8 protein-coding genes are annotated in these 14102 nt (G+C 36.3%); all 8 read left to right on the top strand.

Annotated elements, in window-relative coordinates:
• Positions 1–327 precede the first annotated feature (327 nt).
• The 8 genes from AAYQ19_RS07655 (at position 328) to AAYQ19_RS07620 (ending at position 14077) form a co-directional block, all read left to right on the top strand.
• On the top strand, positions 328–1335 hold the full coding sequence (locus tag AAYQ19_RS07655; RefSeq protein ID WP_343535607.1) for a GntR family transcriptional regulator: 1008 nt from the start codon (positions 328–330) through the stop codon (positions 1333–1335).
• A 3-nt stretch (positions 1336–1338) separates the two neighbouring features.
• A complete protein-coding gene (locus AAYQ19_RS07650; RefSeq protein ID WP_343535605.1) occupies positions 1339–2820 on the top strand; it encodes a xylulokinase in 1482 nt (493 codons plus the stop codon).
• Positions 2821–2826: 6 nt separating this feature from the next.
• On the top strand, positions 2827–4152 hold the full coding sequence (gene xylA, locus AAYQ19_RS07645) for a xylose isomerase (protein ID WP_343535603.1): 1326 nt from the start codon (positions 2827–2829) through the stop codon (positions 4150–4152).
• A 369-nt stretch (positions 4153–4521) separates the two neighbouring features.
• Complete coding sequence (gene fsa / locus AAYQ19_RS07640) at positions 4522–5178, top strand: fructose-6-phosphate aldolase (RefSeq protein WP_343535600.1); 657 nt, start codon at positions 4522–4524, stop codon at positions 5176–5178.
• Between the two features lie 26 nt (positions 5179–5204).
• Complete coding sequence (locus AAYQ19_RS07635) at positions 5205–6170, top strand: aldose epimerase family protein (RefSeq protein WP_343535598.1); 966 nt, start codon at positions 5205–5207, stop codon at positions 6168–6170.
• Between the two features lie 543 nt (positions 6171–6713).
• Positions 6714–9803: a SusC/RagA family TonB-linked outer membrane protein gene (locus AAYQ19_RS07630; RefSeq protein WP_343535596.1), complete on the top strand. Its 3090-nt coding sequence runs from the start codon at positions 6714–6716 to the stop codon at positions 9801–9803.
• A gap of 11 nt (positions 9804–9814) precedes the next feature.
• On the top strand, positions 9815–11746 hold the full coding sequence (locus tag AAYQ19_RS07625) for a RagB/SusD family nutrient uptake outer membrane protein (RefSeq protein ID WP_343535594.1): 1932 nt from the start codon (positions 9815–9817) through the stop codon (positions 11744–11746).
• Positions 11747–12157: 411 nt separating this feature from the next.
• Positions 12158–14077 carry a sialate O-acetylesterase gene (locus AAYQ19_RS07620; RefSeq protein WP_343535592.1) on the top strand — a complete coding sequence of 640 codons (1920 nt, stop codon included), beginning with the start codon at positions 12158–12160 and terminating at the stop codon, positions 14075–14077.
• The last annotated feature ends 25 nt before the right edge of the window (positions 14078–14102 follow it).

The raw sequence follows: 14102 nt of genomic DNA, 5'->3' as shown, positions 1-14102 counted from the left end.
TTCTCGTTCCTCGAAATGACAAAATAGGCGGAGTAAAATTGGTGCATAAACCTTTGCGAACTTTGCGGTTAAATCATGTTGCTGAAGCTTCTGAAAAAGAATGTCCTGTCATTTCTTATGAAACTTTAAGCGTGAGGGATAGAAGTGGAAAGCCCACAGACGCGAGGAACGAGCAGGCGAGGACTTGAAACGGATAGCCCGACCCGGAGGGACACGCCCAAATTATCAAGATTAAGACGTTTAAAAAAATAACAATTTTAATCTAAAAAATAATTTTTTGTAAAATATTTTTGTCTACTTTAGCATAACAGAACGGAACAGAACGGTATGCTAAAAGAAGAAGAAAAATTTGAGTTTATAATTAATCACGAAAGTGATATTCCGAAGTACCAACAGTTGGTTGACGGAATTACAAATGCGATTGCGGAGAATATTTTGCAAAAGGGAGATTTGCTTCCGTCTGTGAATATAATTTGCAAAACGTATCAGCTTTCGAGAGACACCGTTTTTAAGGCGTATTCGATTTTAAAGGATCAAAAAGTAATCGATTCGGTGCCGAACAAAGGCTATTATGTGGCGGGCGAAACGAGAAAAGTGCTTTTGGTTTTAGATACGTTTAAGGCTTATAAAGAGGTTTTGTATCATTCGGTTGTAAATAATTTGCCTGATAATGTGATTATTGATGTGCAGTTTCATCATTATAATATTGATGTCTTTAAAACGATCATTAATAACGGAATCGGGAAGTATTACAAATATGTGGTGATGAATTTTGACCACGCGGCTATTGCTCCGGCTTTGTCTGCGATTTCAAATGATAAGTTGCTTTTAATCGACTGGAATATTCACGCGAAAAAGAACAGTAATTATGTTTTTCAGGATTTCGGAAAAGCATTTTACGATGCTTTAACAGAAGCGGTTGACTTATTTAAAAAGTATAAAAAAATAGATTTTATATATCCGGATTTCACGAATCATCCGTGGGAAACGGTAGAATTTTTCAAGAAATTCTGTGCTGATTTTGGTTTTCAATACGACATTATTACAGATCCTAAAAAGTTCAATATCGAGAAAGGAATTGCTTATATCAGTGTAAGCGACAGGATTTTGGGATACTTTTTAGAGCAATGTAAAGAAAAGGATTTTGAACCCGGAAAAGATGTTGGTTTGCTTTCGTACAACGAAACGCCAATGAAGAAATTTATATACAAAGGAATTTCAGTTGTTTCGACTGATTTTAACGAATTAGGAACCAAAGCAGCGGCATTTATTACGCATGACGAAGAAACGAAGTGTTATGTGCCGACTAAATTAATAATAAGAGAATCATTATAAGTTATGTATTATATCGGTTATGATATTGGAAGTTCTTCTGTCAAGGCAGCCTTGGTAGAAGCAGAAACAGGCAAAAAAATCATTGTGCTGAATGAGCCTCAAAACGAAATGGAAATTCTTTCGATTCATCCAGATTGGGCAGAGCAAGATCCAGAAATGTGGTGGCAATACATTTGTACGGCAACAAAAAGAGCCATTAAAGAAGCTAATATCGACGCTTCTAAAATTCAGGGAATTGGTATTTCGTACCAAATGCACGGATTAGTGATTGTAGATAAACAAGGCGCTCCGTTGCGAAATTCAATTATCTGGTGCGACAGCCGTGCGGTTGAAATTGGAAACAAGGCTTTCGCCGAAATTGGAGAAGAAAAATGTATGTCGCATTTATTGAATTCGCCTGGAAATTTTACTGCTTCGAAACTGAAATGGGTTAAAGAAAACGAACCAGCAGTTTACAGCAAAATTGATAAATACATGCTTCCTGGAGATTACATCGCTTTGAAATTGACAGGCGAAGTAACGACAACCAAAAACGGTTTGTCTGAAGGAATGCTTTGGGATTATAAAGAAAATAAAGTAGCCGATTGGCTTTTGGATTACTACGGACTCGATCAGTCGTTGACTCCAAAAATTGTAGAGAATTTTACGAATCAAGGTGTTGTTACGGAGAAAGCTTCGCAAGAATCAGGTCTTCCAGCAGGAATTCCGATTGTGTATAGAGCGGGAGATCAACCAAATAATGCGTTGTCATTAAATGTGCTTCGTCCGGGAGAAGTGGCAGCAACAGGTGGAACATCAGGCGTTTTTTATGCCGTTACAGAAACAAATTCGGGAAAAAGTACTCGTGTCAACAACTTTGTTCATGTAAACTATACCGAATCAAATCCGAGAGTTGGAAAACTGCTGAATATAAATGGAGCGGGAATTCAATACCGATGGATGCGAAACAATATTGGAAATGAGTCGTATGAAGAAATGAATGAAAAAGCATCTCAGATCAATGTAGGTTCGCAAGGATTGGTTGTAATTCCGTTTGGGAATGGAGCTGAAAGAATGTTCAATAACAAAAATATCGGGTCTCATATTTTAAACCTGAATTTTAATATTCATACCAACGCGCATTTATTCAGAGCATCTTTAGAAGCCATTGCATTTTCTTTTGTGTACGGAATGGAATGCCTGAAAGATGATAATGCAACGATTAATGTCATTAGAGCCGGAAATGATAATCTTTTCCGTTCTGAGATTTTCTCGAATACTGTGGCAACATTAATTGGTCATGAAATCGAAATTTACAATACAACCGGAGCAGTAGGAGCGGCGCGAGCAGTAGGCTTGACAGACGGTGATTTTGAAAAGTTTGGTTCAGGAATTACAACAAACGATCACGTAATGACCTTTTTGCCTCTAAAAAATAAAGAGGAATACGAAACGGCTTATAAAAAATGGAAACAAGAATTAGAATTAATATTAACAACTAAATAAAATACAATGATAACTTTAGGAGATAAAGAATACTACAAAGGTATCGGCCAAATTAAGTTTGAAGGAAAAGAATCTGACAATCCTTTGGCGTTTAAATATTACAATCCAGACCAAGTTGTAGCTGGAAAAACAATGCGTGAGCACTTTAAATTTGCTATTGCTTACTGGCATACTTTCTGCGGACAAGGCGGCGATCCGTTCGGGCCAGGAACTCAAAATTTTGCTTGGGATGCATCATCAGATCCGTATCAGGCTGCTAAGGATAAAGCAGATGCTGCTTTTGAATTCATTAGTAAAATGGGATTCGATTATTTCTGTTTCCACGATTACGATTTGATTAACGAAGGGCCAACTTTCGCAGAATCAGAAAAACGTTTGGCATTCATTACAGAGTATTTAAAACAGAAAAAAGCAGAATCTGGAATTAAATTACTTTGGGGAACTTCAAACTGTTTCTCAAACCCAAGATTCATGAACGGAGCGGCTACAAATCCTGATTTTAATGTTGTCGCAAGAGCTGGAGGACAAGTAAAATTAGCTTTGGATGCAACTATCGCTTTAGGAGGAGAAAACTACGTATTCTGGGGAGGTAGAGAAGGTTATATGTCTCTTTTAAATACAGATATGGGAAGAGAATTAGACCACATGGCGCAATTCTTAGCGATGTCTAGAGACTACGCCAGAGCGCAAGGTTTTAAAGGAACTTTCTTTATTGAGCCAAAACCAATGGAACCATCTAAGCATCAATACGATTTTGACTCTGCAACTGCAATTGGATTCTTAAAACAATACGGTTTAGACAAAGATTTCAAAATCAACATTGAGGTAAACCACGCTACATTGGCACAACATACTTTCCAACACGAATTAGAAGTGGCTGCAAAAGCGGGAATGTTAGGAAGTATCGATGCAAACAGAGGAGATTACCAAAACGGATGGGATACAGACCAATTTCCAAATAACATTCAAGAAACGACTGAAGCAATGTTGGTTTTCTTAAAAGCTGGCGGATTGCAAGGTGGTGGAGTTAATTTTGATGCTAAAATCAGAAGAAATTCTACAGATTTAGAAGATGTTTTCTTAGCGCACATTGGTGGAGCTGATACTTTCGCAAGAGCTTTATTGACAGCTGATAAAATCATTTCTTCTTCTCCATACGAGAAATTAAGAAAAGAAAGATATAGCTCATTCGATTCTGGAAAAGGTAAAGATTTCGCTGATGGAAAATTAGGTCTTAAAGATCTTTACACTATCGCTCACGAAAATGGAGAATTAAATCTTCAAAGCGGTAAACAAGAATTGTTTGAAAATATTATCAATCAATATATTTAATTGATTAAGGTGCTGTAAAACAGCATTGAATAAAGAAAAATAATTTCCGGTTTTGAAGGAATTTTTGAAACCGGACTCAAGATTGTTTTTTGTAGTTTTTCTTCTCTGGTGCATATTTAAAGGTTAGTTGATGCGCCAGAGAAAACTTTATTAATTAGTGATTATGACCGTTGGATGATTGAAGCGCTGACGGTCATATATTAATTTCAGATTCAAAAAGATAGCTTTCTTCTGTCTTCTCAAAGCAATTTCTTTTGCTTTTTATTTCAAATTAAAATATAAAACCATTTTATCTGTATTGACGATTCGTGAATGAATTGAAAATATGGAATATCTTAATGAACTCTATTAACTTAAAAACCAAAACAAATGAAATTTTTTATTGACACAGCAAATTTAAATGATATTAAAGAAGCGCAAGCTTTAGGCGTTTTAGACGGCGTAACTACAAATCCGTCGTTAATGGCAAAAGAAGGAATTACAGGTAAAGCCAATATTTTAAAGCATTATTTAGACATCTGCAATATTGTAGATGGTGATGTTTCTGCTGAAGTAATCTCAACAGATTTTGACGGAATGATCAGAGAAGGAGAGGAACTTGCCGCTTTGCATCCGCAGATTGTGGTCAAATTACCAATGATTGCTGACGGAGTTAAAGCTTGCAAATATTTTTCGGATAAAGGAATCAGAACAAATGTGACTCTTGTATTCTCAGCTGGTCAAGCGCTTTTGGCGGCAAAAGCAGGTGCGACTTATGTTTCTCCATTTTTAGGAAGATTAGATGATGTTTCGACAGACGGAATGCATCTTATTGCTGAAATCAGAGAAATTTATGATAATTACGCTTTCAATACACAAATTCTTTCAGCGTCTGTGCGTCATACCATGCACGTAATTAATTGTGCTAAGGTTGGTTCAGATGTAATGACGGGACCATTATCAGCAATTAAAGGTTTGTTGAAACATCCTCTTACCGATATTGGTTTGAACCAATTTATAGAAGATGCTAAAAAGATGAATTTATAAGATTTCAGAAACCTATCAATTGCAAAATGGAAAAGCTAGAAGTAATTACAATTAAAAATAATAAGGCGCTGGAAATGACAATTTCCAATTTTGGCGCTACCGTCATTGATTTGAAAGTGAAAAATGCAAAAGGTGAAATCTTTGATGTTGCGGCAGGCTTAAAAGAAGCTTCAAATTATCTTGAAGCGCCATATTCAAATGTAAAACTCTTTCTAGGAAACAGTATCGGAAGGTATGCAGGAAGAATATCTGGTGGCCAATTTGCAATTGATGATGCTGTTTATAAAATTGAACATCAAGATGGAGTTCATTTGCATGGAGGTGAAAATGGCTTTTTTAAGAAATTTTGGTCCGTACAAGAAGTGGCTGAAAATCGTGTAGTGTTTTCATATGAAAGCAAACATCTTGAAGAAGGATATCCTGGAAATCTGAATGTTGAAGCCATTTTTGAGTTAACGCCTAAAAACGAAGTGAAAATAACGTATCAGGCAACAACAGATCAGGCAACTCCAATAAACCTGACCAGTCATGTTTATTTGAATTTAAACGGAAAAGGTTCTATTCTGGATCATGAACTTCAAATCAACAGTGATTTTTATTTAGATGTTGATTCACAATTGATTCCGACCGGAAAACTGAATAATTCGGAAGGGACTGTTTTTGATTTGAATAAAAAAGCTAAAATCAAAAGAGAGGGTTTTAAAGGCTTTGACGATACATTTGTGTTCAATGATACAGCTTTAAAAGCTTCTTTGTTTTCTGCAGAAAGTGGCATCAAGATGGATATTTATTCCAATCAGCCCGCAATGGTTGTTTATACTCCACAAAAATTTCCAGATTTGCCTTTTTCAAATCAATATGAGGCGCTTCCAGCAATTTGTTTTGAGCCTCAAAATTTTCCTGATGCGCCAAATAAAAAGCATTTTCCAAATTCTATTTTAAGAGAAAATGAAACCTATTTAAACGAAATGATTTTTGCATTTTCTGTTTAATGAAAATTTCAATGAATTCAAAAGCTCCTTTTAAAATAAAGGGGCTTTTTTTTATGTTTTATGCAAGCGATTGTGTAAAAATGACTTCTTTTTTTTGCGTAAAGGACAAAATGCCTCAATTGTATTTCTCAATGGGTTAAATGCTACAGATTTGGTTAGGATTATTCTTTTTTAATTGTATTAATTACACTTATTTAAGTATCTAGTACGAAGCGTAAAACTGCTGTTTTATTGACTTTTAAAGAATTAATAGACTTTAACAAAAAACGATAAACTTCGGTTTGTATGTTAGGTTAAAAAGCATTGTTCATTGTTGAATGTTTAATTATTTGGCTTTTAAATTATTTATGACTTAAAATTTTAAGGTATTTTTTTTGGCATGAATAAAAAAATAATACACAACCGGTTGTGTGATTTGAAATTTTATTTATATTTGTTAAACAAATGCAAAATAGTGGACTTTTTTACTTCTTAAAAGACATGATTTTGTTATTTCTATTTCAACTAACTAAACCATAATATTAATTATCTAAATCAATTTTTATGACCGACTTTTTTACAATGAAAAGCAAATCAAAGCTCCTGAAATGTTTGGGGTTTTTATCCCTGATGTTTCTGTTTTCTGTGGGTGCAGTAGCACAGAGTACAGTAACGGGAGTTGTTTCTGATGCAAATGGACCAATTCCAGGTGCAAATGTGACTGTTAAAGGCACTAAAACTAGTGTTGCGACAGGTTTTGACGGAAATTATACTATTAATGTTCCAGCTAATGGAGTTTTAGTATTTAGTTTTTTAGGACTAAAAGACAAAGAAATTCCTGTTGCAGGAAAAACTAAAATAAATGCAGTTTTAGAAGAAAGCCAAAACAATCTACAAGAAGTTGTCGTAATTGGTTATGGTACCCAACGAAAAGAAGCTGTTACTGGTTCGGTTGGTTCTATTAAAGGAGATATAATGCGTGAAGTGCCATCGGCCAACGTTACGCAGGCTTTGCAAGGCCGTTTAGCCGGAGTTCAAATGTCGCAGACATCATCTAAACCGGGTGCTGAAATGCAAATTCGTATTAGAGGAACACGCTCTTTAACGGCAGATAATAATCCGCTTGTTGTTTTAGACGGAATACCATTTGCAGGATCAATTGGTGATATCAGCCCAGATAATATTAAAAGTATTGATATCTTAAAAGATGCTTCAGCAACTGCTATTTATGGATCTCGTGGAGCTAATGGTGTTATCTTGATCACAACTAATAAAGGAGTGAAAGGACAAAAAGCTAAGTTCTCGTATAATACTTATAGCGGTTTGAAAACTATTTTCGCCAAATTTCCAATGATGAACGGACCTGAATTTGTTGCTTTGCGTAAAATAGCTACTTTGCCTGGTTCAACTGCGCCACTTTACACAAACGGAGCAGATGAAGCTGATAATGTAAATACAGATTGGCAAGATTTAATTTTTGGTGCAGGCTTAGTAACCAACCATGATGTTGGCGTTTCGGGCGGAACTGAAGGCGGTAACTACAATTTTGGCACTAGTTATTATAAAGAAGAAGCAGTTGTGCCTGGGCAAGATTACAGCCGTATAACGTTAAGAGGTGCTGTAGATCAGGCGATAGGGAACTATTTCAGAGTAGGTTTTACTACAAATAATAATTATTCGATTTCAAATGGTGGAAATTTCAGCTTATATAACAGTTTGAGTACCACTTCTATTTCGAATCCTTATAATCCAGATGGTTCTTTGAAAAGAACGGTTAAGATGCCTTTAGATGAAAACTGGGTATATACAAGAGGAACAATAAATAATTTAGGAGACAAATGGATTGACCAGACAAAAGCTTATAGTTCATATAACACTTTATTTGCTGAGGTTAAAATTCCAGGTGTTGAAGGTTTGAAATTTCATATCGATTTAGGTGGTAATTTCCGTACGACTAACGGTGGTCAATATACGGGAGAAGGAGTATTCAGTATTAATCCAACTACGGTTTCTACAGCTTCTGTTACAAATACGCTAAATACAAACTGGGCTATCCAAAATTTACTTACATACGATCGCACTTTTGGAAAGCATCAAGTGAATGCAGTAGCTATGTATTCATCAGAACAAACTACATACAACAAATCACAAGTAAATGCTAAAGACATTCCTTCAGACGCTTTTCAATTTTACAATTTAGGAAGAGCAGCAGGAGAGATTTCAGTTAATCCGGACAATCAAGATTATCAGCAAAGTGGATTGATTTCATATATGGCACGTGCAATGTACTCTTATGACAATCGCTATATGCTTACAGCGACAGTGAGATCTGATGCTTCTTCTAGACTAGCAAAAGGCCATCAATGGCACACTTATCCTGCTGTATCTGCTGGATGGAACGCTAAAAATGAATCTTTTATGCAAGATGTTAGTTGGTTAGACCAATTAAAATTACGTGTAGGTTATGGAGAAACTTCTAACCAAGCAGTTGCACCTTATTCTACACTTGGAAGTTTGGCTTCAAGACCATACAATTTTGGAGAAACAAATGCGACAGGTTATTATGTATCGACATTGCCAAATCCAGATTTAGGTTGGGAATATTCAACGACAATGAATTACGGAATCGATTTTGGTTTTTTCAAAAATAGATTAACAGGTACTGCAGAGTATTATGTTACAGATACAAAAGATATTCTTTTAAGTGTAGGTTTGCCTCCAACAGCAGGTGTAGGAAGTTATACAGCAAATATCGGACAAACTCAAAACAAAGGTTATGAGTTTACGCTGAACGGAGCAATATTCGACAATCCACAAGGTTGGTCTTGGGATGTTGGTGTGAACTTTTATTCTAACAAAAATAAATTGGTAGCATTGTCTTCAGGACAAACGAGAGATGAAAACAACTGGTGGTTTGTTGGACATCCAATTGATGTAATCTTTGATTATCAAAAAATCGGACTTTGGCAACAAGAAGATGCAAATCTTACTAAATATGAGCCAGGTGGAAATGTGGGCATGATTAAAGTGAAATATACTGGAGATTTTAATGCAGATGGTACACCAACAAGACAAATTGGACCAGCAGATAGACAAATTATTGATGTAAATCCTGATTTCTTAGGTGGTTTCAATACTCGCGTAGCGTATAAAAACTTAGATTTGAGTGTAGTAGGTGCTTTCCAAAGTGGAGGAGTTTTGATCAGTACACTTTATTCTTCAACAGGTTATTTAAATATGTTGAGCGGACGTAGAGGAAACGTAAAAGTGGATTATTGGACACCAGATAACACAGACGCAAAATATCCAAGACCAGGCGGAATTTCAAGTAATGACAACCCAAAATACGGTTCTACTTTAGGATATTTTGATGCATCTTATGTTAAAATTCGCACCATTACTCTTGGTTATAATATTACTGAAAAATTTATTAAGGATTTGGGAGTTGACAGATTCCGTTTGTACTGCACCGTGCAAAACCCATTCGTAATCTACTCGCCATACCATAAAGAAACTGGAATGGATCCTGAAACCAACTCTTACGGTAACGAAAATGCAGCAGTAACTGATTTTTACAAAAGACGTTTGCTGACATTAGGAACTAATACTCCTTCTACACGTACCTTCTTGCTTGGCCTTAATTTAACATTTTAAAAAAGATAACAATGAAACCGATACAAATAAAAACTTTTATGGCAACAGCAATGTTAACGCTGTTCCTGGGAGCATGCACGAATGTTTTAGAAGAAGAACCTCGAAGTGTTTACACACCTGAATATTTCAAAACAGAAAAAGGAGTTGTTGGAGGATTGACGTCTATGTATGCGCACTTGCGTTACATCTATGGACAAGGTTACTACTACAATACGACCGAAACAGGAACAGATGAGGTAACGTATGCGCAAAGTGCTGATGCCAATTTCAAAGATATGGACCTTTCTGGCGTAGGATCAATTACGCCTTCATCAAGCCGTACGGATGCTTTGTGGGGACCAGCCTTTATCAATATTAATACTGCAAGCGGAATTATAGAGAATGCTACAGCAATTGGAACGGTTTCAAATGCGATGATTTCTGAAGCTAGATTCTTCCGTGCGTTTGATTACTTTTTATTAGTTCAAACTTTTGGTGGAGTGCCATTAGATTTGGGAGCAGGAGAACTTAAATTCAATACTAGCCCTTCAAGATTTTCTGTTAGAAATACGGTGCCACAAGTATATACAAAAGCGATTTTCCCTGATTTAGTAACAGCAGTAAATGAATTGCCAGATGCGGGAAGAGTAAAAGGCGGTGTGACAAAAACAGTAGCTAGATTGTATTTGGCTAAAGCCTATTTGACTTATGCATGGTGGTTGAAAAATCCAAATAATATCCCAACTTACCCAGAAACTTCTCGTGTTGACCCAGACGGACATGATGCTGCTTGGTATTTCCAAAAAGCATACGATGTGGCAGCAACGGCAATTGATAGCCACGGTGCATTTGCTTTGCAACCAACTTACTATGATGTAAATTTAGGAAGCAATGATCGCAACAGCGAAATTCTATTATATGCTGATCACACAGAAAAAAGTGAATTTTACAATGCCAGCAGTCTTACGTTTTCAAATGGAAATGCTCCAGAAAACTTTGCAGTTTGGATGATGACACCAAATTATACCGTTATCAGAAGTTCGGGAGTAAGTTCAGTGCAACGTGAAGCAGAGCAACATTTAGGACGTCCATTTATTCGTATGTGTCCTACTATCGGTGCAATCGCAAATACATTTGCTGATAAAACAAACGATTCTCGTTACGATGGTACATTTACAACAGTATATCGCGGAAACTGGAATAAAGCTGGAATTACGACACCAACTTTAAATAATGCCAATGGATTGCCAGTTGCTCCAGGCGGTGCAATACTTTCATTTTTGAATGCTGAAAATCCATCGATTGTTTATGCGGCAGGAAACGGACCAGAAGGTGGAGCAGTTGGAGCAGGAGTATTGCCAGGAAGATCTGATTTTGTTATTGCGCCAAGTGGCATCAGCAGAATCATTTACCCAGGTTTATGGAAATTAGGAACGTATCGTACAGATAATGGAACTGGACTTGGTTCTCCAAATGGAGCAAGTACACGTCCTTTCAATATTGCAAAATTATCAGAACTGTATTTAATTGCAGCTGAAGCAAATGTAATGGGAGCAACGCCTCAAGGTGGAAAAAGCGCTAGGGAATTGGTAAACGTTTTAAGAGCTCGTGCAGGAAAATGGAGATTTGACAACAATGGAAATGTAGCAAAATCAGCAGATAACAGCGCAGCAATGGTGGCAGCAACACCTGCAACTATTGATATCAATTATATTTTGGCAGAACGTTCTCGCGAATATTTTGGTGAAGGATATCGTTGGTACGATTTGCTTCGTACGCAAAAGTGGACAGAACTTTCAAGTTCATACCAAATTTGTGGACCTGCATACGGAAATCACACACCGATCACTGTTGCCAGAGATATTAAGACCTACCACTATTTACGCCCGATCCCTCAAAATCAATTTGATGCCATGATTATGACGGATGCTGAAAAAGCGGCATATCAGAATCCGGGGTACTAAGAAATGAAGTTTTTGTTTGTCCAAATTCATATGATAAAACAAATTTAAGCAGCCAATTAAGTTAGTAAAGTTGTAAGTAAGTGTTTATTTTAAGAATTGGTTAAAACTGCAGATAAAATTGTTTTATAAAAAAAGCCGAGAGTTGAGCCCTCTCGGCTTTTTGATGTCAAATGAAAAGGGAAGAATGTTTTTTAAACACATAGAGCCATAGAATTAGCTAAGCTTTAAAAGGCGTTTTACTTGCATACATTCACATAGCTATGTGTTAGAAACTAGTTTCTTTCTATTTTCTTTTTTCAAATTAAAAAAGCTCTATGTTTCTATGTGTTAAATAAAAAACTTTAGTTAGTAATACGATATAGATTATCTTTAAAAAGATTTCAGCATACATCAGAAAATAAAATTTTGAAAATGAAAAAACTACTAATTTTTATCAGTGCGCTTCTTTGCAGTGCTGTTTATTCTCAAATAAAACTTCCGAGATTGATTAGTGACGGAATGATTTTACAGCGCGATATTCCGGTGAAAATATGGGGCTGGGCGGAGCCAAATGAAAAAGTCGAGCTTTCCTTTAATAAAAAAAAGTTTGAAGCTACAGCTTCTCAGGATGGAAATTGGGTAATTACCTTGCCTGCTCAAAAAGCGGGAGGACCTTTTGAAATGACTTTATCGGCTAGTAATACAATTATCTTAAAAGATGTTTTGTTTGGCGATGTTTGGCTTTGCTCGGGACAATCGAATATGGAATTGCCAATGGACCGCGTAAAAGATAAATACCGAGATATTGTAACAAATGCAAATAATTCGGAAATAAGACAATTTTTAGTGCCGGATCAATATGATTTTGCAAAAGAAAATTCGGATTTGTCGTCAGGCGAATGGAAAGCAGTAAATCCAACCAATATTTTGAATTTTACGGCAGTCGGATATTTTTTTGCAAGTGAAATTTATGCAAAATATAAAGTGCCAATTGGGTTGATCAATAGCGCTTTGGGTGGTTCTCCTGCAGAATCATGGCTTAGCGCCGATGCTGTGAAGAAATTTCCTGAATACGATGCTGAATATCAAAAATTTAAAGATGGGACTTTAGGAGCGCAAATCGAAGCAAATGACAAAAAAATTAGCACCGAATGGTATGCAGATGTTAATCGTCAAGATGAAGGTTTGAAAAAGCAATGGTCAAAAGCAGATTTAGATGATATAGATTGGCCAGAAATGAATATTCCAGGTTATTGGGCCGATCATACTTTAGGAAAAATAAATGGCGCAGTTTGGTTCAGAAAAGAAGTTGATTTGTCAAATCTAAAAGCGACTTCGGCAAAATTGATTTTAGGCCGAATTGTCGATGCCGATTCGGTTTATGTAAACGGGAATTTCGTTGGAACCACTTCTTATTTGTATCCGCCAAGGAAATATGCTTTTGATCCAAAGTTTTTGAAAGAGGGAAAAAATGAAATTGCTATTCGTGTAATCAATAATTCGGGAAAAGGCGGTTTTGTTGAAGATAAACCCTATCAATTGGTTTTGGATAAAGATTCAATTGATTTGAAAGGTCCGTGGAAATTTAAATTAGGAGCTGCAATGAAACCTTTGCCGGGTGCAACTTTCATAAGATGGAAACCAGTAGGATTGTACAATTCGATGATTGCGCCGCTGACAAATTATGCTATAAAAGGCGCACTTTGGTATCAAGGAGAATCGAGTACTAAAAAACCGCAAGAATATGGCGCGTTGATGGAAACTTTGATTTCAAGTTGGCGCGTAGCCTGGAAGCAAGGCGATTTTCCGTTTTTGATTGTGCAGTTGACTAATTTTATGGAACCAAAAACAGAGCCTGCAGAAAGTAATTGGGCGGCTTTGCGTCAACAGCAAAAAAATACTTTAGCAGTTCCAAATACTGGAATGGCCGTAACAATTGATCTTGGCGAATGGAATGATATTCATCCGCTGAACAAATATGATGTCGGGAAAAGATTAGCGCTCCAAGCTGAAAAAATTGCTTATGGTGAAAAGAATATTGTTGCTTCTGGACCGCTTTTCAAATCGGCGGAACGAAAAGGGAATCAGTTGATTTTGTCTTTTACAGATACAGGAAGCGGTTTGATAATTAAAAATAGCGACCGTTTGAAAGGATTCGAAATTGCTGGAAGCGATGGTAAGTTTGTTTGGGCAAGCGCCATGATTGAAGGAAATAAAGTCAAAATCTGGAGTGAAAATATTGATAAGCCAGTCCAAGTCCGTTATGCTTGGGCAGATAATCCTGTTGAGGCAAATTTGTATAACAAAGAGAATTTGCCGGCTTCGCCTTTTGAAGGAAGTGTAGTTAAGTAATTAATATTTTGAAGAAAAAAAGCAG

This window comes from Flavobacterium mesophilum (assembly GCF_039581405.1).
Classification (GTDB): domain Bacteria; phylum Bacteroidota; class Bacteroidia; order Flavobacteriales; family Flavobacteriaceae; genus Flavobacterium.
Note: the sequence above shows the minus strand (reverse complement) of the source record. Positions and strands in the feature narration are given on the sequence as shown.

What these genes read in the sequence shown, in the direction of transcription:
- AAYQ19_RS07630 (WP_343535596.1), top strand. Translation starts at nt 6,714, where the DNA reads ATGACCGACTTTTTTACAATGAAAAGCAAATCAAAGCTCCTGAAATGT.
- AAYQ19_RS07635 (WP_343535598.1), top strand. Translation starts at nt 5,205, where the DNA reads ATGGAAAAGCTAGAAGTAATTACAATTAAAAATAATAAGGCGCTGGAA.
- AAYQ19_RS07655 (WP_343535607.1), top strand. Translation starts at nt 328, where the DNA reads ATGCTAAAAGAAGAAGAAAAATTTGAGTTTATAATTAATCACGAAAGT.
- AAYQ19_RS07625 (WP_343535594.1), top strand. Translation starts at nt 9,815, where the DNA reads ATGAAACCGATACAAATAAAAACTTTTATGGCAACAGCAATGTTAACG.
- xylA (WP_343535603.1), top strand. Translation starts at nt 2,827, where the DNA reads ATGATAACTTTAGGAGATAAAGAATACTACAAAGGTATCGGCCAAATT.
- AAYQ19_RS07650 (WP_343535605.1), top strand. Translation starts at nt 1,339, where the DNA reads ATGTATTATATCGGTTATGATATTGGAAGTTCTTCTGTCAAGGCAGCC.
- AAYQ19_RS07620 (WP_343535592.1), top strand. Translation starts at nt 12,158, where the DNA reads ATGAAAAAACTACTAATTTTTATCAGTGCGCTTCTTTGCAGTGCTGTT.
- fsa (WP_343535600.1), top strand. Translation starts at nt 4,522, where the DNA reads ATGAAATTTTTTATTGACACAGCAAATTTAAATGATATTAAAGAAGCG.